Origin of the sequence: Caballeronia arvi, assembly GCF_001544695.2 — a bacterium.
In the GTDB taxonomy this organism is placed as follows: domain Bacteria; phylum Pseudomonadota; class Gammaproteobacteria; order Burkholderiales; family Burkholderiaceae; genus Caballeronia; species Caballeronia arvi.
Genome location: NZ_FCOM02000020.1, coordinates 21,461 through 42,935 on the forward strand (window position 1 = coordinate 21,461; position 21,475 = coordinate 42,935).

Sequence of the window (21,475 nt, forward strand, 5' to 3'; positions counted from 1 at the left end):
GGCTGCAGGCAAGACCCGAAGTCTGCCCGCAGCCCGATCTCCAGTTCACTCCCACTCGATCGTAGCAGGCGGCTTCCCGGAGATGTCGTACACCACGCGATTGATCCCGCGCACTTCATTGATGATGCGATTCGACACATGTCCGAGCAGATCATGCGGCAGATGCGCCCAATGCGCGGTCATGAAATCGAGCGTCTGCACGGCGCGCAGCGCAACGACGTATTCATACGTGCGCCCGTCGCCCATCACGCCGACGCTCTTCACCGGCAGGAACACCGCGAACGCCTGGCTCGTCAGGTCGTACCACGACTTGCCCGTTTCCTTGTCGATGGTTTCGCGCAGCGTCTCGATGAAAATCGCGTCTGCGCGACGCAGCAGGTCGGCAAATTCGCGCTTCACTTCGCCGAGAATCCGCACGCCGAGGCCCGGTCCCGGGAACGGATGGCGATACACCATCGCGGGCGGCAAGCCGAGCTTCACGCCCAGTTCGCGCACTTCGTCCTTGAAGAGCTCGCGCAGCGGCTCGAGCAGTTGCAGGTTCAACGTCTCCGGCAAGCCGCCGACGTTGTGGTGGCTCTTGATCGTATGGGCGCCCTTCTTGCCCTTGCCCGCCGATTCGATCACGTCCGGATAGATGGTGCCCTGAGCAAGCCATTTCGCGTCGGTGATCTTGTCCTGTTCCTGATGGAACACTTCGACGAATTCCGCGCCGATGATCTTGCGCTTCGCTTCCGGATCGGTCACGCCGGTGAGCTTCTGCAGGAAAGCCTCGCTCGCGTCGACATGGATGACCTTCACGCCCAGATGATCGGCGAACGTCGACATCACCTGTTCCGCTTCGTTCTGACGCAGCAGACCGTGATCGACGAACACGCATGTCAGCTGATCGCCGATCGCGCGATGCAAGAGCGCCGCCGCCACCGACGAATCCACGCCGCCCGACAGGCCCAGAATCACGTGCTCATCGCCGACTTGCGCGCGGATCTTCTCCACCGCTTCGTCGATGTAATGGCCCATCTCCCAGTCCGCCTTCGCGCCGCACAACTCCAGCACGAAGCGCTCGAGCATCGCCGGGCCCTGCACCGTGTGCGTCACTTCCGGATGCCATTGCAGGCCGTAGAAACGGCGGTCGTCGTCGGCCATCGCGGCGATTGGGCACGACGGCGTCGACGCCATCAGCTTGAAACCCGCGGGCAGGTCGACGACCTTGTCGCCGTGGCTCATCCACACCTTGAGCATCGAGTCGCCCTGCTCGCTCGTGAAGTCCTGGATGCCTTCGAGAAAGCCCGTGTGGTTCAGCGCCTGCACTTCCGCATAGCCGAACTCGCGCACGTTGCCGAGCTCGACCTTGCCGCCGAGCTGATCGGCCATCGTCTGCATGCCGTAGCAGATGCCGAGCACCGGCACGCCGAGATCGAAGACGATCTGCGGGGCACGCGGCGACTTCGCCTCGTGGACCGAGTTCGGCCCGCCCGACAGAATGATGCCCTTCGGCGCGAATTCACGGATGAACGTCTCGTCGACGTCGTACGGATGGATTTCCGAGTAGACATGCGACTCGCGCACGCGCCGGGCGATCAGCTGGGTGACTTGGGAGCCGAAATCGAGAATCAGGATTTTGTCGTGCATGGCTGCGGCCAAAGGCTAAGTGAACGAATGATGTCGGTGCTGCCGGGACGCGGCTTCGCGCGCCCCGCCTGCGAATAAATCGACGGCCGGCGCAAAGGCCGACCGTGCTTGTCCTGCGTGTGTGCGTTGCCGCGTTCGCATGGCTGGCGGCATGCGCTCATCGGGGTGCGCGGCCCGCGCCGGGTACGAGAGGATCGACTCTTCTGCCCGTCGCCGGATCGATCTCGCCGCTGATGACGGGCTCGATGCGCCTGCCCGTGATCGGATCGACAGCGTGGCCCGTCGCCGGGTCGAGCGTGCCGCCCGTGACGGGATCGACCGCACCGTCCGGGTGCGCGCGCACGGCAGGCGGCGAGATTGGCGAGGCGGGATCGAGCGATCGGCCCGAGCCCGCACCGACAGGCTGTGAGCGTGACAGCGGCGACGTGGACGTCGCGCGAGCGTCTTCACGCTTTTGCGCCGCCTTCTTTTCCGCGCGCTGCGCCGATACCGCGCCGGCCTGCGCCGCACGCTCGCGCCGGCGCACCGCCGACGACAGCCGCACGCTGCCCAGACCGAGCACGAGTAGCACGATGCCGACGACCGCTGCGCTTACCTGCCCGAAGCCATCGACCTGCGGCGTTTTCAGCCCGAGCAGCCAGACCAGCACCACGACGCCCGACAGCCATTCCACGTGGCCCGAAACGCGCGCGGCTCTGGCGGTCAACGCGCCGTCGACGGCCGCATGAAACGCGAGCCACGCGAGGCCGACGAGCGCGATGCCGAGCAGTTGCCCCGCGAAGGCGGGCTGCACGCGGATCGAATCCAGTTGCAGTGCGCCGTACAAGCCCGGCCACGGCGTCAGCAGGAACAGCACGCCGAACGCGACGAAGATAAGGGCATTGACGACGAGCACGACCCGCAGCAACGGTTTCATGATCAGTCCGCTAATTAATCGACGTGGTAGTTGGGCGCTTCCTTCGTGATCTGCACGTCGTGCACGTGCGATTCACGCATGCCGGCCGCCGTGATCTGCACGAATTCCGCTTTCCCGTGCATTTCGGCGATGGTGCGGCAACCGCAATAGCCCATGCTCGCGCGCACGCCGCCGACGATCTGGAACAGGATCGCGTTCACCGAACCCTTATAGGCCACACGGCCTTCGATGCCTTCCGGCACGAGCTTGTCGATGTTCGCCGAGTTGTCCTGGAAGTAGCGGTCCGCGGCGCCGTCCTTCATCGCGCCGACCGAGCCCATGCCGCGGTACGACTTGTACTGGCGGCCCTGATACAGGAATACGTCGCCCGGGGATTCTTCCGTGCCTGCGAGCATGCTGCCCATCATCACGACATTCGCGCCCGCGGCGAGCGCCTTGGAGACGTCGCCGGAGAAGCGCACGCCGCCGTCCGCGACGACCGGCACGCCGCTGCCGCGCAGCGCTTCGGACACGTTGGCGATCGCCGTGATCTGCGGCACGCCCACGCCCGCGACGATACGCGTCGTGCAGATGGAGCCGGGGCCGATGCCGACCTTCACCGCGTCCGCGCCATATTCGACGAGCGCCTTCGCTGCCGCCGCCGTCGCGATGTTGCCGCCGATGACCTGCACGTGCGGATAGTTCTGCTTGACCCAGCGCACGCGCTCGAGCACGCCCTGGCTATGACCGTGCGCGGTATCGACGACGATCACGTCGACGCCCGCCGCCGCGAGCAGCTCGACGCGCTCTTCATTGTCCGCACCGACGCCCACCGCCGCGCCCACACGCAGCTTGCCGTCCTGATCCTTACATGCGTCCGGGTTTTCGGTCTGCTTGGTGATGTCCTTCACCGTCATGAGGCCGCGCAGCTCGAACGCGTCGTTGACGACCAGCACGCGTTCCAGGCGATGGCTGTGCATCAGCGCTTTCGCCTCAGCCAGCGACGTGCCTTCCTTGACCGTCACGAGGCGCTCGCGCGGCGTCATGATGTTGCGCACCGGCTCGTCCAGACGCTCTTCGAAACGCAGGTCGCGGTTCGTGACGATGCCGATCAGTTGCGCGCCCTCGACCACCGGAAAGCCCGAAATGCCATGCTGCTGCGTGAGCGCGATGACGTCGCGCACGCGCATTTGCGGCGGCACGGTGATCGGATCACGCACGACGCCCGACTCGAAGCGCTTCACTTTCGCGACTTCGCGGGCCTGTTCCTTGGCGGTGAGATTCTTGTGGACGATGCCGATGCCGCCCATCTGCGCCATCGCGATGGCGAGCCGGCCTTCGGTGACCGTGTCCATTGCGGCGGACACGAGAGGCATGTTCAGGGAGATATTGCGAGTCAGCTGGGATTTCAGGCTGGTGTCGCGCGGGAGAACGCTGGAAAACGCGGGCACGAGGAGCACGTCATCGAACGTGAGTGCTTTCTGGATCAGACGCATGGCAAATCCTATGGGCGCAAAAGCAGATTATACCGATAGTTCCCTGCATTTTCACTGCCCGAACAGCAGCTTACGCGATTCGGCCGCACATTCCGGGCCGCTGACGACGACAAATCCGCCGCCAATCAGGCGTCTCCGTTGTGCAGTTTTCGACAAGACGGGCGCCCGGGGGTGCGTGCTACGCTTCGCGCCGTCAATCGAAATAACGGCAGGGAGTCGGGCAATGCAGCGCGGTGTGATCTACGGAATGGCGGCGGGTGCGATCTGGGGCTTCATCTTTCTGGCGCCACGGCTCTTGCCCGATTTTTCGCCGCTGACGCTGTCGATCGGGCGCTATCTGATGTACGGCGCCGTCTCGCTCGCGGTCGCGCTGCCGTTCGCGCGCAAGCTCGTCGCCAAACTCACGCGCGCCGATTTCATCGCGCTCGTGAAGCTCGCGCTCATCGGCAACCTGCTCTACTACATGCTGCTCGCCAGCGCGGTGCAACTGGTGGGCGTCGCGCCTTCGTCGCTGATCGTCGGCATTTTGCCGGTGACGGTCACGCTCGCCGGGCGGCGCGATCACGGCGCGATCGACTTGAGGCGTCTCGTCGGCCCCTTGCTGCTGATCCTCGCGGGCATCGCGTGCATCAACGTCGACGTGTTCAGCGATGTGCTCTCGTCCTCCGCCGGCAACGAACACGCGACGAGCGCGCTCACGCGCCTCGCCGGCCTCGCCTGCGCGCTCGGGGCGCTGGCGTCGTGGACGTGGTACGCGGTCGTCAACGCGCGTTATCTGCAGGCGAACCGCCATTTCGACGGCAACGAGTGGTCGGTGCTGTGGGGCATCGTGACGGGGCTCATCGGCGTCGTGCTCGGCGCGATCGTATGGATGCTGCCGGCCGGAACCGTTCAGGCAAGCGTGCCGGCCGCGCGTTGGCATCTCTTCTGGATCGTGTGTTTCGCGCTCGCGACCGGCGGTTCGTGGCTCGGCAACATGCTGTGGAATGCAGCGGCGAAGCGCCTGCCGCTCACGCTCGCCGGCCAGATGATCGCGTTCGAGACGCTTTTCGCGCTGTTATACGCCTTCGTCTACGATGGCCGCTGGCCCCGCACGCCCGAAGTGCTTGCGATCGTGCTGCTGCTGGTTGGCGTGAGCTGGTCGGTCAGACAGCATTCGGTGGGCGCGTCACCTGCGGCCGCGAAGGAAGCGCCCGCGCACTGAATCCGCTCAGCGCGAATCCTTCGACTGCCACTTGCGCCCTTCGATCGACCCCGCCTTGCGGGTTTTTTCGACGCGGCGCTGACGCGCCGTCTTCGGGTCCACCTTCAGCGGACGATAAATCTCCACGCGATCGAAGTCCGCAAGCGCCGTATCGAGCGGCGTCAGCTTACCGAACACGCCGATTTTCTGCGTCGCCAGATCAATGTCCTGATGCGCACGCAGCACGCCGCTCGCTTCGATCGCATCGCGCACGGTCGCGCCTTCGCGCAGATCGACGCGCGCAAGAAAGCTCGCGCCGTCGGGCAGTCCGTAGCAAACGTCGATATGCATCATGGCTTGCCGTAGCGCTGATCCGCGCGCTTCACGAAGGAATCGACGAACGTATTGGCGATGTGGCTGAACACCGGCCCAATGAGCTTTTCCAGGATCACGTTGGAGAATTCGTAGTGCAGCGCGAATTCGATCTTGCACGCGTCCGCGCGCAGCGGCGTGAAGTGCCAGTAGCCGGTGAACTTCTTGAAAGGGCCGCTCAGGAACTCCATATCGATGTTGGTCGGCCGCTTCTGAGTGTTGCGCGTGGCGAAATGTTGCTTGATACCCTTGAAGCTGATGTCGATCTTCGCCTCCATGCCGTTCTCGTCCTGGCGGCCGATTTCGACGCCGCCGCACCACGGCAGGAAATTGGGGTAGTCAGCGACATCGGTGACGAGGTCGAACATTTCTTCCGCTGAATGGCGGATCAATACGGTTTTCTGAACGTCTGCCATATAGGGCGCAGCGGGTGGCTAGATTGTGTGGCAACGCAAGAGAACGCGGCGGTAGTTCATTTGCCGGTCGGCGCGCTGCTAAAATCGTGATTTTAAACGAGTTGGGCACTTTCCATTCATGAGCATCATCGACAACAGAAAAGCCTTCTTCGATTACTTCGTCGAAGAGCGCTACGAGGCCGGTCTCGTGCTCGAGGGCTGGGAAGTCAAGGCGCTGCGCGCGGGCCGTGGGCAGATCAAGGAAGGCTACGTCGTGATCAAGCAGGGCGAACTCTTTCTGATCGGCACGCATATCAGCCCGCTGCCCGAAGCCTCGAAATTCGCCAATCTCGATCCAGTGCGCACGCGCAAGCTGCTGTTGCATCGCGACCAGATCGACAAGCTCATCGGCAAGGTCGAGCAGCGCGGCCACACGCTCGTGCCGCTCAACTTCCACTACAAGGAAGGCCGCGTGAAGTGCGAGATCGGCCTCGCGAAGGGCAAGAAGCTGCACGACAAGCGCGAGACCGAAAAGAAGCGCGACTGGGATCGCGAACGCGCGCGGCTCATGCGCACGGCATCGCGATAAACCGACGATAATTCGAATCGGGGCGCTCTTGAGCGCCCCGATTCGTTTATGTCTTATGCCTTTTTGACGACCCCGCCGCCCTCGCCTCTCACGATGGTCAACGCGGACGCGATCATCGAACTCATGTCCGACAGATTGCCCGGCACGATGAGCGTGTTGCCGGTCTTCGCGATATTGCCGAACGCGCCGACATACTGCTCTGCGATCTTCAGATTCACCGCTTCCATGCCGCCCGCAGTCTGAATCGCCGTGCCGATTTTCTGAATGGCCTGCGCATTCGCCTCGGCGACCGCGAGAATCGCCGACGCCTCGCCCTGCGCCTGATTGATCGCCGCCTGACGCTCGCCCTCGGACTTCTGGATCGCGGCCTCGCGCGCGCCCGCGGCGAGATTGATCTGCTCCTGCTTGCGGCCTTCCGACGCCGCGATCAGCGCACGCTTTTCTCGCTCGGCGGTAATCTGCTGCTGCATGGCATGCAAGATTTCCTTGGGCGGCGTGAGGTCCTTGATCTCGTAGCGCAGCACCTTCACGCCCCAGTTCGACGCCGCTTCATCGAGCGCGTTGACGATGCTCTGGTTGATGAAATCGCGCTCCTCGAAAGTCTTGTCGAGTTCCAGCTTGCCGATGACGGAACGCAGCGTGGTCTGCGACAACTGCGTGATCGCGAACACGAAGTTGCTCGATCCATACGACGCCTTCATCGCGTCCGTCACCTGAAAGTACAGCACGCCGTCGACCTGCAACTGCGTGTTATCGCGCGTGATGCACACCTGGCTCGGCACTTCGAGCGGAATCTCTTTGAGGATGTGCTTGTAGGCGATGCGATCGATGAACGGCAGCACGATGTTCAGGCCCGGCGCGAGCGTCGCGTGATAGCGGCCGAGCCGCTCGAGCACCCACGCGTGCTGTTGCGGCACGATCTTGACCGTATTCGCCACGATCACGATGGCGATCACGAGCAGAATGAGCGTGAAATACATTTTCTTTTCCTTGTTTGACTAGCGTTTTGCGGCAACGATGAGCCGATTGCCATCCAGCGCGGTGATGCGATACAGCCTCGCACCTTCCGACTCCCCGGGCGCGAGTTCGACGTCCCACTGCGCGCCGCGATACATCGCCCTTGCGCGGCCATCGTGCCATTGATCGACCTGCAAGGTCGCGCCGATGTCGAGATTCACGGCCGCATCGCGCGAAGCGTCAGTGCGCCGTTTCCAGTTGCCGAAGCGCGAACGCCTCAGCACCACGAGCGCAATCAACGCGACGACAGCGGCCGCGCCAATCTGCACATGCGCCAACGCGCCCATCACGAACGCGATGCCGCCCGCGATCATGCCGAGCGCGATCATGAGCAGATAGAACGTGCCGGTGAACAACTCCGCGACGATCAGCGCGCCCGCCGCGAACCACCAGATCAGCCCACTCATCCTCGCCTCCAAACGAAAACACCCCGGAGAAGTCCGGGGTGTTTTTATAGCACGCTGCATCATTCCGTAAGCAAGTGGAAAGACGCGCAATCGACTTATTTTGACAACGTCTTCGCCAGTTGCTGCCACGTGTCGATGATCGTGTCCGGGTTCAGCGACATCGACTCGATGCCCTGCTTCGCCAGCCACTCGGCGAGGTCCGGATGGTCCGACGGGCCCTGACCGCAGATACCGACGTACTTCTTCAGCCTCAGACACGTTTCGATCGCGCGCTTCAACATGAACTGCACGGCTTCATCGCGTTCGTCGAAGTCCGCCGCGAGCAATTCCATACCGGAATCGCGATCGAGACCCAGCGTGAGCTGCGTCAGGTCGTTCGAGCCGATCGAGAAGCCGTCGAAACGCTCCAGGAACTGCTCGGCGAGGATCGCGTTGGACGGCACCTCGCACATCATCACGAGCTTGAGATCGTTGACGCCGCGCTTGAGGCCGAACTTGCCGAGCAGTTCGATGACGCGATCCGCCTGCTTCAGCGTGCGCACGAACGGCACCATGATCTGAACGTTGTCGAGGCCCATTTCTTCGCGAACCTTCTTCAGCGCGATGCATTCCATATGGAACGCTTCGGCGAAATCTTCCGCGATATAGCGCGACGCCCCGCGGAAACCGAGCATCGGGTTCTCTTCGTCCGGCTCGTAGCGCGAACCGCCGATCAGCTTCTTGTACTCGTTCGACTTAAAGTCCGACAAACGCACGATGACAGGCTTCGGATAGAACGCCGCCGCGATCGTGGCGATGCCTTCGGTCAGCTTGTCGACATAGAACGCACGCGGCGATGCGTGACCGCGCGCGACGCTTTCGACCGCCTTTTTCAGATCGGCGTCGACGTTCGGGTACTCCAGAATCGCCTTCGGATGCACGCCGATGTTGTTGTTGATGATGAACTCGAGACGAGCCAGACCGACGCCCGCGTTCGGCAGCTGCGCGAAGTCGAACGCGAGTTGCGGATTGCCGACGTTCATCATGATCTTGACCGGAATCTTCGGCAGTTCGCCGCGCTGCACTTCGGTCACTTCGGTTTCGAGCAGGCCGTCATAGATCTTGCCTTCGTCGCCTTCCGCGCACGACACCGTGACGAGCGCGCCTTCCTTCAGCACGTCCGTTGCGTCGCCGCAGCCGACGACCGCCGGCACGCCCAGCTCACGCGCGATGATCGCCGCGTGGCAAGTGCGCCCGCCGCGATTCGTCACGATGGCGGACGCGCGCTTCATCACCGGTTCCCAGTTCGGGTCGGTCATGTCGGCAACGAGCACGTCACCCGGCTGCACGCGTTCCATTTCCGACGGGTCCTGAATCACGCGCACCGGACCCGCGCCGATCTTCTGGCCGATTGCGCGGCCGGTCGCCAGCACGTTCGACTGGCCCTTCAGCTTGAAGCGCATCTCGGCCTTGCCGGACGCCTGGCTCTTGACCGTTTCCGGACGCGCCTGGAGGATGAACAGCTTGCCGTCGCGGCCGTCCTTGCCCCACTCGATGTCCATCGGACGCTGATAGTGCTTCTCGATGATCACCGCGTACTTCGCGAGCTGGATCACGTCTTCGTCGGTGATCGAGAAACGGTTGCGCTGCTCGTGCGCCACGTCGACGGTCTTCACGCGGCCCGGCTCGCCCGGCTTCGTGAATTCCATCTTGATGAGCTTGGAGCCGATCGAGCGGCGGATGATCGGGTACTTGCCCTGCTCGAGCGTTTGCTTGAAGACGTGGAACTCGTCCGGATTCACCGCGCCCTGCACGACGGTTTCGCCCAGGCCGTAGCTCGACGTGATGAACACGGTTTCCTTGAAGCCCGATTCGGTGTCGATGGTGAACATGACGCCCGCTGCGCCGACGTCCGAGCGCACCATGCGCTGCACGCCCGCCGACAGCGCGACTTCGGCATGCGTGAAGCCCTTGTGGACGCGATACGAAATGGCGCGGTCGTTGTAGAGCGATGCGAACACGTGCTTCATGCGATCGAGGACGTCCTCGATGCCGACCACGTTCAGATAGCTTTCCTGCTGGCCCGCGAACGATGCGTCGGGCAGGTCTTCCGCGGTCGCCGACGAGCGCACGGCGAACGAAAGCTCTTCGGGCGAGCTCGCCTGGAGAATGTCGAAACCACGGCGGATTTCGTCTTCGAGACGCGGCTGCAGCGGCGCGTCGACGATCCACTGGCGGATTTCCTTGCCGGCTTCGGCGAGCGCCTTCACGTCGTCGACGTCGAGCGTTTCGAGACGTTTGGCGATGCGCTCGGTCAGGTCGTTGTGCTGGAGAAAGTCGCGGAATGCGAGCGCGGTCGTGGCAAAGCCCGTCGGCACGCTGACGCCGGCTTCGGAAAGCTGGCTGATCATCTCGCCGAGCGACGCATTCTTGCCACCGACGACTTCAACGTCGGTCATTCGCAACTGCTCGAATGGAACTACATACGCCTGATCCTTTGCGACATCTTTCGCAACATTGACTGCGTTAGTCATACAAGCCCCTAAGGTGGATGGAATGCACGATCGCACGAGTGGGCTTAATTGCGGCGGCGCCCATTGGAAGCGCAGCCGCATCTCGTACAACCTGTTTGATAAACCATCGGGGAGCGCGTCACCGGAACCGGAGCGCGTTGCAAAAGAAGCGGGAACGTCGGGAATCTGCTCGAAAACGTAGGTTTTTGCTGCCAAAACCGACGAAACGACCGCGATTTGACGAAAATCCGAATCAGTTTGTCCGCAATTGCTTATCGAACAGGTTGCCGCTATTCTACCGTGCCGATTGTCAGTTTTGCTTCGGCGAAAACAGTTATTCCACGGCAAAATCGAGGTCTTTCACGCCGCATGGTTGGCCGGCGCACACCGCAGGGCAACCAATGTAACACAGGCGTTTTCCTCCGCCGTGCCAGCACCGTGCCGGGGCGTGGCCAGCATGGTGCCAGCGTGTTACCTTCTGAGCGCACCGCCCCCAATTCGTTCCCCATTTGGTTCTTTCGCCGATGCCGCCTTCCGTATTCATCGTTTCCGACGGTACAGGAATCACTGCCGAAACCTTCGCGCATTCGATCCTTGCCCAGTTCGATCAAAAGTTCCGGCTCGTGCGCGTGCCTTTCGTCGATTCGATCGACAAGGCCTGCGCCACCGTCGAGAAGATCAACGAGGCCGTCGCGCTCGACGGGCGCCGGCCGATCGTGTTCACGACGCTCGTCGACAGCGCGTCGAATGAAGTCGTCAAAGGCTGCAATGCGCTCGTGCTCGACATGTTCCAGACCTTCATCGAGCCGCTCGAGCACGAACTGGAACTGAAGTCGACGCACGCAATGGGCCGCGTCCACCAGAACGCGGACACCGAGGAATACAAGAACCGGATCGAGGCGATCAACTTCTCGCTCGCGCACGACGACGGCCAGTCGAATCGCAATCTCGCGGACGCGGACGTGATCCTGGTCGGCGTGTCCCGCAGCGGCAAGACGCCGACGAGCCTCTATCTGGCAATGCAATACGGCGTGAAAGCGGCGAACTATCCGCTGATTCCCGAGGACTTCGAGCGCGGCAAGCTGCCTACGCCTTTGCTGGAGCATCGGTCGAAGATGTTCGGTTTGTCGATCGATCCGCAACGGCTCGCGGAAATCCGCAACGAGCGCCGTCCCGGCAGCAAGTACGCGGCGCTGGAGAACTGCCGCTACGAGATCAACGAAGCGGAAATGATGATGAAGCGCGAGGGCATCAAGTGGCTGTCGTCGACGCACAAGTCGATCGAAGAAATCGCCACGACGATCCTGCAGGAAGTGAAGCCGGATCGCTCCTCCTACTATTGACGGTTCGGCTCAACGCTGCTGGCGGCACTGCTCGAAAAGGCAGATCGCCGCCGCGGCCGCCACGTTGAGCGATTCCATGCCGCCCGGTTGTGGAATGGTCACGCGATTCGTCACCGCATCGCGCCAAATCTGCGACACGCCCGCGCCTTCATTGCCGAACACCCACGCAAGCGCTCCCGACAGATCGCAGTCGTACAGCGCGACCGCGCCGTGCGAATCGGTGATCGTGACGGGCGCGTCCAGCCGCGCGATGAGGTCCGCAGGCTCCACGTCCTCGAAAATATCGAGCAGGAAGTGCGCGCCCATGCCTGAGCGCAGCACTTTCGACGACCACGCGTAAGCCGTCCCCGGCGTGCAGAACACGCGCGTAACGCCCGCCGCAGCCGCGCTGCGCAAAATGGAACCGACGTTGCCGGCGTCCTGAATACCGTCGAGGATCACGCAGGTTTCGGCGATGCGCGCGGGCAGTTCGGCGTCGAGCTTCTCGACGAGCAGCAGCATGCCCACGCCATGCACGACGCTCGAAAGCTGCCCGAACAGCGCATCCGGCAGCACGACGACGCGCTTTTCCTCGATGCGCGCAACGATCGCGCGCGCTTCTTCATGCGTCAGCGCGCCTTCGGTGACGACGCAGGTTTCGGGCTGTCCGGCAGCATCCAGATAGGCCGATGCGAGATGCAGGCCTTCGAGCAGCGCATGGCCGCTGCGCCGCTGTTGCGCGGTCGAGCCGGCCAGCGCCTTGATGCGCTTGTAGAGCGGGTTGTCCCGCGAAGTAATGGATTTCACGTTGCTTGAGTGCCGCTCAGAAGGCGAGCGCGTCTGGATCGTCTTCGAGCGTCGAAGCGACTTCGAGCACTTCCGGCGCGATTTCCGGCAGCACCGAGCCGAACACGAGCGCATGCGCCTCGCGCACCGGCGCGAACGAACGCCGATGATGTTCGCACGGACCGTGCTCGCGCAGCGCCCGCAAGTGTTGAGGCGTGCCGTAACCCGAATGCGCGTCGAAGCCGTACATCGGATAGGTTTCGTGCAGTTCGACCAGCATGCGGTCGCGCGTGACTTTCGCGAGAATCGACGCCGCCGAGATCTGTTTGATGAGTGCGTCGCCGCCGATCACCGCTTCGGCGCGGATCGACAGCATCGGGCAGCGGTTGCCATCGACCTTCACGAGCGTCGGCGCGACCGAGAGCCCTTCCACCGCGCGTTTCATCGCGAGCATGGACGCATGCAGGATGTTGATGGTGTCGATTTCCTCGACGCTCGCCGACGCGATGCAGTACGCGAGCGCGCGATCGACGATTTTCACGTACAACTCTTCGCGCCTTTTGGCGGACAGCGCCTTGGAATCGTCGAGGCCGTTGATCCTGGGCTTGGCGGGATCGAAGATCACGGCCGCGGCAACGACCGGGCCCGCCAGCGGACCGCGCCCCGCTTCATCGACGCCGCAGATGATGTCGAACGGCGAACTAAAATCGAGCCCGACTTGGGCCGACGATTTTGCCAGCTTCGTCGCCATTATCGCGGCCTCCGCGTGTCGAGCACCCGCGCCACGGCCTGAGCCGCCTTCTGCGACGTGTTCTGCCGCAGCGCGATGTGCATGTCGGTGAAGATTTCCGTCAGGGTACGGCGGTTGGCGTGGTCGTTCAACTGTTTTAGCGTCGCGTCGGCGAGCGCTTCGGGCGTCGCGAAGTGCTGCAGGATTTCCGGCACGACGAAGCGCCCCGCCAGAATGTTCGGCAAGCCGACATACGGCAGATAACCCTGCCGCTGCATGATCTGACCGGTGAGCCAGGGCACCTTGTACGAGATGACCATAGGCTTCTTGAGCAGCGCCGCTTCGAGCGTCACGGTGCCGCTTTTCACGAGGATCGCATCGGCGGCGGTCATCGCGGTTTGCGCGCGACCGTCGGTGATCGTCAGCGACAGATGCGGATGCGCGTCCACGAGCGGCTGCAGCAATTCGCGCAAAGCCGGATTCGCGGCCGGCACCAGAAAGCGCACGCCAGGCTCGCGAAGCTGCATCAGCTCCATTGCGTCGAAAAAGGTCGGGCCGATCAGCGAGATTTCCGAGCGGCGGCTGCCCGGCAGCACGGCGATCACCGGACCACCTTCCGCAATGCCGAGTTCGCGGCGCGCGCCAGCCGTGTCGGGTTCGAGCGGGATTTCGTCGGCGAGCGGATGGCCGACGTAGCTCGCCGCCACGCCCGCCTTCTCGAGCAACGCGGTCTCGAACGGAAACACGCACAGCATGTGATCGACCGCTTTCACGATCTTCTTGATGCGCCCGCCGCGCCACGCCCAGATCGACGGGCACACGAAATGCACGGTCGGGATACCGGCCTCGCGCAGCGGCTGTTCGAGACCGAAGTTGAAATCGGGCGCGTCCACGCCGATGAACACCGAAGGCGGCTCCGCGAGCAGCTGACGCTTGATCTCGTTGCGGATGCCGAGAATCTCGGGGATATGCTTCAGCGCTTCGACATAGCCGCGCACGGTGAGCTTGTCCATCGGCCAGTGCGCTTCGAAGCCTTCGGCCGTCATGCGCGGGCCGCCGATGCCGCTATAGCGCGTGCCTTCCGGCAGCGTTTGCCTCAGGCCCTTGAGCAGCGAAGCCGCGAGCAGGTCGCCAGAAGGCTCGCCCGCGACCATCGCGATGCGTGGCGGGTGTTGGATCAGAGTCATCGGGCGGCGTATTCAGCGGATGATGCCGCGCTGCGACGCCGCGATGAAGTCGGAGAATGCCTTGACGGGCTCGTCGCCCTCGCCGCCTGCCGTGCTCAGTTCCTTCAACTGCACTTTCGCCTCTTCGAGCGACAGGCCGCTCTTGTAGACGATGCGGTACGCCGAGCGCAGCGCCGAAATGGCGTCGGGCGTGAAACCGCGGCGGCGCAAACCTTCCACGTTGATGCCGTGCGGCTCGGCCTTGTTGCCCGCCGCGATGACGAAGGGCGGTACGTCCTGCACGAGCGCGGACGCGCCGCCGAGCATCGAATGCGCGCCGATGCGCACGAACTGATGCACGCCCGACATGCCGCCGACGATCGCGTGATCGCCGACGATCACATGCCCCGCCAGTTGCGCATTGCTCGACATGATGACGTTGTCACCGAGGCGGCAGTCATGGCCGACGTGCACGTACGCCATGATCCAGCAGTCGCTGCCGATGGAAGTCAGACCCTGGTCCTGCGCCGTGCCCGTGTGCAGCGTCGTGAATTCGCGGATGGTGTTGCGGTCGCCGATCTCGAGGCGCGTCGGCTCGCCCTTGTACTTCATGTCCTGCGGACGGCCGCCGATCGACGCGTAATGGCCGATGCGATTGTCGCGGCCGATCGTCGTATGGCCTTCGATCACGCTGTGCGAGCCGACGGTCGTGCCCGCGCCGATCACGACGTGCGAACCGACGATCGCGTACGGTCCGACTTCGACGGTGTCGTCGAGCTGCGCGCCCGGCTCGATGATCGCGGTGGGGTGAATCTTGCTCATGCGCTTGTCGCCTTATGCGGTTCGTGCTGCTTGTTACGGTGAACGCGGGGTGAACGCAATCGCGCTTAGGCGTCCGTGTCCTTCACGGTACACATGAGCACGGCTTCGGCAGCCGTGGCGCCATCCACTTCGGCGCGCGCCTTGAACTTCCAGATGCCTCGCATGTACCGCTCGAAGTGGACGTTGAGCACCAGTTGATCGCCCGGTTCCACCACGCGCTTGAAGCGCGCGCCGTCGATGCCGACGAAGTAGTAAAGCGTCTTCGCCGGGTCGTGCGGCTCTTCCGCGAAAGTCAGGAGCGCGGCGGTCTGCGCGAGCGCTTCGAGAATCAGCACACCCGGCATCACCGGACGCGTCGGGAAGTGGCCCTGAAAATACGGCTCGTTGATCGTCACGTTCTTGATCGCTTTGATGCTCTTGTGCGGCTCGAGTTCGAGCACGCGGTCCACGAGCAGGATCGGATAGCGATGCGGCAGCAGCGTGAGGATCTTGTGGATGTCGAGATTGATTTTTTCTGTGCTCATGGTCGTTCTGCTCACGCGCATCTGGGCGCGGAAATTGGATGGCGGGCCGTCTTCGAGGCCCGCCCGGGATTGCTGCGTCTCTTAGGCGGCTCGAACCGCCCCGCTCCTGATTCTGCTTCGGCGCTTGGTCTTAGCGGGCCGAGTGCTCAGGCGCCGCTTTGATCGTCACGCTTGCCTGCGTCCGTCAACGCCGTTTCGAGCGCCTTGATGCGCTCGCGCATCTTGTCCAGATTGCGCATGATCGCCGCGCTCTTGTTCCATTCCGCGTGCGGCACGGCCGGAAACGCGCTGGTGTACAGGCCGGGTTTCAGCAGCGATTTGGACACGCCCGACTTCGCCGTGACGATCACGTAGTCCGCCAGCGTCACGTGGCCCGCGATGCCCACCGCGCCACCGATCATGCAATGTTTGCCGATATTCGTGCTGCCCGCGATGCCCGCGCAGCCCGCGACGACCGTGTACGCGCCGATGCGGCAGTTATGGCCGATCTGCACGAGATTGTCGATTTTCACGCATTCTTCGATGACGGTGTCCGCCATTGCGCCACGGTCGATCGTCGTGTTCGCGCCGATCTCGACATCATCGGCGATATCCACCGCGCCGACCTGCGGAATCTTCACCCAGCTTCCGGTGCGCGCTTCGCCCTCACCGACGAAATCCGGCGCGAAGCCGAAGCCGTCCGCGCCAATCACCGCGCCCGCGTGCACGATCACGCGCGCGCCGAGCCTGCAGCCGTGATAAACGGTGACATTGGGATACAGATGGACGTCGTCGCCGAGCTTCACGCCGCGGCCGACGACCACGCCGGCATCCAGCTTCACGCGCTCGCCGATGACCGCGCCCGCTTCCACCGTCACATGCGGCCCGATCACGGCGCTCGCCGCGACCTTCGCGTCAGGATCGATGCTCGCGCTCGGATGCACGCCCGGCCGGGCCTTGGGCGTTGCCAGGTCGATGAACGCCTGCGCAACGCGTGCGAAATAAGCATAGGGATTCGGCGTGACGATGAAATTGATGCCCGCGCGATTCGTCACCTTGTCGAGGTCCGCGGGGGAAATCAGCACCGCGCCGGCGCCCGTCGTCTCGACCTGCGGCAGATACTTCTGATTCGCGAGAAACGCGAGCTGCGCGGGGCCGGCCTTGTCGAGCGGCGCGAGGCTCCCGACCGCGTGCGCGCCGTCGCCGACCACCTCGCCGCCGAAGCGCTTCACCAGTTGGTCGAGCGTGATCGCCATGCCTGATGCCATTTGCTCTCAGTCCTCGTCAGTTCGAGCTCGAGCCCGTGCCGGCCGAGCTCGCGGCCAGCGCCTTCAGCACCTGATCCGTGATGTCGATGCGCGGACTCACGTACACCGCTTCCTGCACGATCAGGTCGTAGTGCTGCTGCTCCGCAATCTGCTTGATCACCTTGTTCGCCCGGTCCAGCACCGCCGAGAGTTCCTCGTTGCGGCGCTGGTTCAGGTCTTCGCGGAATTCGCGCTGCTTGCGCTGGAAGTCCGCGTCGAGTTGCGCGAGATCACGTTGACGCGCCGCCCGGTCCGCCGGCGCCATCGAGGCACCGTTCTTGTCGACGTTGTCCGACATCGACTTCAGGCGCTGCGCCATGTCCTGCAGCGCCTTGTCGCGTTTGGAGAATTCCTGCTCGAGCTTCGACTGCGCAGCTTTCGCCGCCGCCGATTCGCGCAGGATGCGGTCCGAATTGACCGCCGCGATGCGCGCTTCCTGAGCACTGGCGGACATCGCCGTGCCCAGGCCGAGAACCATCGACAACGCAAGCGCCAGCGCCATATGTTTCGAATGCTTACCGGTTCCCAAAGTGTTCCTCACGTTACGTCTGATTGAATGAAGTTCGCGTTCCAAGGCAGGCTGCTTAGAAGGCCGTACCGATCTGGAACTGGAACTTCTGATACTGGTCGCCGTCGTGCTTCTGCAGCGGGAAACCGAGGCTCAGCTTCAGCGGGCCGATCGGCGAGATCCACGCGAGACCCACACCGTAGCCGTAGCGCAGGCCGTTCGCGCCGCCGCTCGTACCGCCCTGGTTCGGATCGCCCCAGACGTTACCGGCATCGAGGAAGGTGAAGACGCGCAGCGTGCGGTCATAACCCGTGCCCGGCAGCGGGAACGTCAGCTCGATATTGCCGACCGCCATGCGCGAGCCACCGATCGGGTCGTTCGTCTTCGAGTCGCGCGGACCCAACGAACTCGGCGAGTAGCCGCGCACCGAACCGATACCGCCCGCGTAGTAGTTCTTGAAGATCGGGTACGTCTGGCCTTGCAGACCCTTGCCGTAGCCGCCCTGCAGGTTGAAGCCGAGCACGAAGCCGCGCGCGAACGAGTAGTAGTACTGGAACTGCGCGTCGAACTTCGCGTACGTCGTGTTGCCGAGCGGCGTGCCGTATTCCGCGTTCGACTGGATGTAGTAACCGCGGCTCGGAACCAGCGCGCTGTCGCGATTGTCGCGCGACCAGCCCATCGTCAGCGGGTAGTTGTTCACCACACGGCCGAACTCGTTCACGTAGTTCTGATACGACTGCGGCGTCGCCGAGTCGAGGTCCATCGTGTTCTGCTCGGCGCCGACGCCGAAGAACACCGTGTCCTGCTCGGAGAACGGGATGCCGAACTTCGTGTCCGCACCCAGCGTGATGATCTTGAAGCTCGAATCGGTCGAGTAGTACAGCGGCTGATACGTGCGGTAGTACGCGTCGGTGATGCGCTTGATGCCGTCGATCGTGAAGTACGGATCGACCTGCGTCACGGTCAGCGTGCGGTACGTCTTCGCGGTGTTCACGTTGACCGCGAGACTCGTGCCCGAACCGAACACGTTGTCCTGCGACACGCCCGCAGACAGCACCACCTTGTCCGTCGACGAGAAGCCCGCGCCCAGCGTGATCGCGCCGGTTGGCTTCTCCGCGACCTTCACGTCGACGTCGACCTGGTCGTTCGTGCCTTCGACAGGAACCGTCGTGACGTCCACGTCGGTGAAATAGCCGAGACGGTTGATACGGTCCTTCGACAGCCCGAGGCGGCTCGAATCGAACCACGAGCTTTCGAGCTGACGCATTTCACGGCGCACCACTTCGTCACGCGTGCGCGTGTTGCCGACGATGTTCACGCGCCGCACATACACGCGGCGGCTCGGGTCGACTTGCAGCGTGAGCGCCACGGTGTGATTCGCCTGGTCGATCTGCGGCTGCGCGTTCACCTGCGCGAAGGCATAACCGTATTCGCCGAGCTTGTCGACGATCGCCTTGGTCGTCGCCTGCAGCTTCTCTGCCGAGAAGCGCTCGCCCGGCTTGATCTTGATCAGCTTGTTGAGCTCGGCCTCGCGGTCGAGCAGGTTGCCCGACAACTGGATACTACTGATCTTGTACGGCTCGCCTTCATGCACGGCGATCGTCAGATACATGTCCTTCTTGTCCGGCGAGATCGACACCTGCGTGGAGTCGATGCTGAACTCGAGGTAGCCGCGGTTCAGGTAGTACGAGCGCACGTTCTCGAGGTCGCCCGTGAGCTTTTCCTTCGCGTAGAGATCGCTCTTCGTGTACCACGAGAACCAGTTCGGCGTGGAGAGCTGCATTTCGCCGAGCAGCGTGCCCGAGCTGAACGCCTTGTTGCCGACGAAGTTGATCTGGCGGATCTTCGCGCTCGGGCCTTCGGCGACCGAGAACAGGATCGCGACGCGGTTGCGGTCCACAGGCGTCACGGTGGTCGTGACTTCGGCCGCGTAGTAGCCGCGCGTGAGGTATTGGCGCTTGAGCTCCTGCTCCGCCTTGTCAACGAGCGCCTTGTCGTACGAGCGTCCTTGCGACAGACCGACCGAGCGCAGCGCCTTCGTGAGATTGTCCTTGTCGAACTCGTGCAGGCCCGCGAAATCGATGGCCGAGATCGCCGGGCGCTCCTGCACCTGCACGATAACCACGTTGCCTTCGGTGGCGATCTGAACGTCGTTGAAGAAGCCCGTCGCGTACAGCGCGCGGATCGCTTCGGAGGCCTTGTCGTCAGTGAAGGTATCGCCCTGCTTGATCGGCAGATAAGCGAACACGGAGCCCGGTTCGATGCGTTGAAGACCGTCGATCCGAATATCCTGCACGACGAACGGCGTGGTGGCATGCGCCGCCATGCCCGTTGCGGCGAGCGCCGCGGCCACAGCCGTCTTAGGAACAAAGCGATGAGGTTTGAACAACGTGCTTCCCCAGTATTTAAAGCTGCATTCGTTCCGGCGGTCGCCTGAAAGACGCCGCCAGAAATTGTCAAAGTGGATCAGAAACGAATCAGACGAGCGAGGTCGTTGAACAATGCGATCATCGATAACGCGACGATGCAGACCAGGCCTGCCCTTTGCAGAACCAGCTGCCAGCGATCGGATACTGCCTTGCCGGTAACAGCCTCAACCAAATAATATAACAGATGCCCACCGTCCAATACCGGAATCGGTAACAAGTTCAACACTCCGAGGCTGATGCTGACGAGTGCAAGAAACGAAACGAAGGCTGCCAAACCGAGCCTTGCGCTCTTGCCCGCGTAGTCGGCGATCGTGACCGGCCCCGACAGATTCTTGAGCGACGCCTCACCGACGATCATCCGCCCGAACATGCGCAGCGAATACACGCTGATGTCCCACGTGCGGTTCACGCCGAGACGCAGACTCTCGAGCGGCCCGTAGCGCACGTCCACGGTAGGCAACTGGTTCGCCAGCGCCGCACCGATCCGGCCGATGTCCTTGCCCGTCGATGCATCGCGCTTCAGGTCCGGCACGATCTGCACCGGTTCGCGCTTGCCGTTGCGTTCGACCACGAGCGTCACGGGCTTCGCGCCATGCGCCTTCACGTAGTCGATGAAGCTCGCCGCGTTGTCGACGGAACGGCCGTCGATCGCACGCAGCGTGTCGCCCGCCTTGAGTCCGCTCTTCTGCGCGGCGCTGCCTGCCTCGACGCCCGCCACCGTCAGCGTGCCGCCGCCCGGCGCGAAGCCGAGCTTGTCCATGAAATCCTGATCGGCGTCGGCATCCGTAATGCCGGCGACGCTCACCGGGAAGTCGTAAGTGCCCTCGTGCGTCTTCGCGGTCAGCACAATGCGACGGTGATCGAACGACGCGTCGAGCAGTTTCCAACGCAGATCGGACCACGAGCGGATCGGATGCGTCTCGCCGCCTTGCGCGTCACGCATCGAAAGAATGGTTTCGCCGCCTTCGAAGCCCGCGTGCGCCGCCGCCGTCTCGGGCGCGGGTTGCGAAACGATCGCCGCAGGCTCGGTCACGCCGCCTGCAAAGACAGCAGAAAAGAGCGCGATCGCCAGCAGAAAATTGGCGACGGGCCCTGCCGCGACGATCGCGATGCGCTTGCCCACGCTTTGGCGGTTGAACGCGCGCGGCAAATCTTCGGCGGGAATCTTGGTGCCGCTTTCAGGATCGATCTCGCGCTCGTCGAGCATCTTCACGTAGCCGCCGAGCGGCAGCGCGGCGATCGTCCACTCGACGCCGGTCTTCTTGCTGACCCATTGCACGAGCGGCTTGCCGAAGCCCACGGAGAAGCGCAGCACTTTCACGCCGCACATTCGCGCGACGCTGTAGTGACCGAATTCGTGGACGACGACGAGCACGCCTATCGCGACGACGAAGGCGACGATTTCGGTCAGAAAGTTCATGACGGCC

At 63.3% G+C, this 21,475-nt stretch carries 20 protein-coding genes; 3 read left to right on the top strand and 17 right to left on the bottom strand.

Translation table 11 applies throughout. The features are described from left to right. Nucleotides 1–45 precede the first annotated feature (45 nt). The 3 genes from guaA to guaB form a co-directional block, all read right to left on the bottom strand. Nucleotides 46–1,629 carry a glutamine-hydrolyzing GMP synthase gene (gene guaA / locus AWB74_RS21755; protein WP_061148806.1) on the bottom strand — a complete coding sequence of 528 codons (1,584 nt, stop codon included), beginning with the start codon at nt 1,627–1,629 and terminating at the stop codon, nt 46–48. Between the two features lie 157 nt (nt 1,630–1,786). Further along, entirely contained in the window at nt 1,787–2,545 is a 759-nt protein-coding gene (locus AWB74_RS21760; protein ID WP_061148807.1) for a hypothetical protein, read from the bottom strand. Nucleotides 2,546–2,559: 14 nt separating this feature from the next. Next, nucleotides 2,560–4,020, bottom strand: coding sequence for an IMP dehydrogenase (gene guaB, locus AWB74_RS21765; RefSeq protein ID WP_061148808.1), 1,461 nt, complete (start codon nt 4,018–4,020; stop codon nt 2,560–2,562). Between the two features lie 223 nt (nt 4,021–4,243). Between guaB and AWB74_RS21770 the strand changes: the two genes are divergently transcribed. Further along, nucleotides 4,244–5,224: a DMT family transporter gene (locus AWB74_RS21770; protein ID WP_061148809.1), complete on the top strand. Its 981-nt coding sequence runs from the start codon at nt 4,244–4,246 to the stop codon at nt 5,222–5,224. 6 nt (nt 5,225–5,230) lie between these two features. Here the strand turns inward: AWB74_RS21770 and AWB74_RS21775 are convergent, their stop codons facing one another. Beyond that, the gene (locus AWB74_RS21775) at nt 5,231–5,557 is read right to left on the bottom strand and encodes an RnfH family protein (RefSeq protein WP_061148810.1); all 327 of its coding nucleotides are present in this window, start codon (nt 5,555–5,557) and stop codon (nt 5,231–5,233) included. Further along, a complete protein-coding gene (locus AWB74_RS21780; RefSeq protein ID WP_014191146.1) occupies nt 5,554–5,991 on the bottom strand; it encodes a type II toxin-antitoxin system RatA family toxin in 438 nt (145 codons plus the stop codon). The genes AWB74_RS21775 and AWB74_RS21780 overlap by 4 nt, the downstream gene beginning before the upstream one ends. A gap of 118 nt (nt 5,992–6,109) precedes the next feature. On the opposite strand from AWB74_RS21780, the gene smpB reads away from it, so the two are divergent. Then, complete coding sequence (gene smpB, locus AWB74_RS21785; protein ID WP_061148811.1) at nt 6,110–6,559, top strand: SsrA-binding protein SmpB; 450 nt, start codon at nt 6,110–6,112, stop codon at nt 6,557–6,559. A gap of 53 nt (nt 6,560–6,612) precedes the next feature. Here smpB and AWB74_RS21790 read toward each other — a convergent pair whose 3' ends face one another. The 3 genes from AWB74_RS21790 to ppsA all read right to left on the bottom strand — a co-directional run bounded on the left by AWB74_RS21790 (nt 6,613) and on the right by ppsA (nt 10,496). Then, a complete protein-coding gene (locus AWB74_RS21790) occupies nt 6,613–7,539 on the bottom strand; it encodes an SPFH domain-containing protein (protein ID WP_061124637.1) in 927 nt (308 codons plus the stop codon). Nucleotides 7,540–7,557: 18 nt separating this feature from the next. Beyond that, nucleotides 7,558–7,983, bottom strand: coding sequence for an NfeD family protein (locus tag AWB74_RS21795; protein WP_061148812.1), 426 nt, complete (start codon nt 7,981–7,983; stop codon nt 7,558–7,560). 95 nt (nt 7,984–8,078) lie between these two features. Beyond that, nucleotides 8,079–10,496, bottom strand: a complete 2,418-nt coding sequence (ppsA, locus tag AWB74_RS21800; protein WP_061148813.1) for a phosphoenolpyruvate synthase — start codon at nt 10,494–10,496, stop codon at nt 8,079–8,081. 503 nt (nt 10,497–10,999) lie between these two features. Here ppsA and ppsR point away from each other — a divergent pair. Then, entirely contained in the window at nt 11,000–11,818 is an 819-nt protein-coding gene (gene ppsR, locus AWB74_RS21805; RefSeq protein WP_061148814.1) for a posphoenolpyruvate synthetase regulatory kinase/phosphorylase PpsR, read from the top strand. A 9-nt stretch (nt 11,819–11,827) separates the two neighbouring features. Here the strand turns inward: ppsR and AWB74_RS21810 are convergent, their stop codons facing one another. The 9 genes from AWB74_RS21810 to rseP all read right to left on the bottom strand — a co-directional run bounded on the left by AWB74_RS21810 (nt 11,828) and on the right by rseP (nt 21,468). Beyond that, on the bottom strand, nt 11,828–12,604 hold the full coding sequence (locus tag AWB74_RS21810; protein WP_061148815.1) for a TrmH family RNA methyltransferase: 777 nt from the start codon (nt 12,602–12,604) through the stop codon (nt 11,828–11,830). Nucleotides 12,605–12,620: 16 nt separating this feature from the next. After that, nucleotides 12,621–13,334: a ribonuclease HII gene (rnhB, locus tag AWB74_RS21815; protein WP_061148816.1), complete on the bottom strand. Its 714-nt coding sequence runs from the start codon at nt 13,332–13,334 to the stop codon at nt 12,621–12,623. Continuing rightward, a complete protein-coding gene (gene lpxB, locus AWB74_RS21820; protein ID WP_061148817.1) occupies nt 13,334–14,500 on the bottom strand; it encodes a lipid-A-disaccharide synthase in 1,167 nt (388 codons plus the stop codon). Before lpxB ends, rnhB begins: the two co-directional genes overlap by 1 nt. Before the next feature lie 12 nt (nt 14,501–14,512). Further along, nucleotides 14,513–15,301 carry an acyl-ACP--UDP-N-acetylglucosamine O-acyltransferase gene (gene lpxA / locus AWB74_RS21825; protein ID WP_061148818.1) on the bottom strand — a complete coding sequence of 263 codons (789 nt, stop codon included), beginning with the start codon at nt 15,299–15,301 and terminating at the stop codon, nt 14,513–14,515. Nucleotides 15,302–15,366: 65 nt separating this feature from the next. Then, entirely contained in the window at nt 15,367–15,825 is a 459-nt protein-coding gene (fabZ, locus tag AWB74_RS21830; protein WP_061124729.1) for a 3-hydroxyacyl-ACP dehydratase FabZ, read from the bottom strand. Nucleotides 15,826–15,971: 146 nt separating this feature from the next. Further along, the gene (lpxD, locus tag AWB74_RS21835; protein WP_061148819.1) at nt 15,972–17,060 is read right to left on the bottom strand and encodes a UDP-3-O-(3-hydroxymyristoyl)glucosamine N-acyltransferase; all 1,089 of its coding nucleotides are present in this window, start codon (nt 17,058–17,060) and stop codon (nt 15,972–15,974) included. 28 nt (nt 17,061–17,088) lie between these two features. Beyond that, nucleotides 17,089–17,613, bottom strand: coding sequence for an OmpH family outer membrane protein (locus AWB74_RS21840; protein ID WP_061148820.1), 525 nt, complete (start codon nt 17,611–17,613; stop codon nt 17,089–17,091). An 82-nt stretch (nt 17,614–17,695) separates the two neighbouring features. After that, nucleotides 17,696–20,008, bottom strand: a complete 2,313-nt coding sequence (gene bamA, locus AWB74_RS21845; protein ID WP_061148821.1) for an outer membrane protein assembly factor BamA — start codon at nt 20,006–20,008, stop codon at nt 17,696–17,698. Between the two features lie 77 nt (nt 20,009–20,085). Next, a complete protein-coding gene (rseP, locus tag AWB74_RS21850; protein WP_061148822.1) occupies nt 20,086–21,468 on the bottom strand; it encodes an RIP metalloprotease RseP in 1,383 nt (460 codons plus the stop codon). Nucleotides 21,469–21,475: the final 7 nt, after the last annotated feature.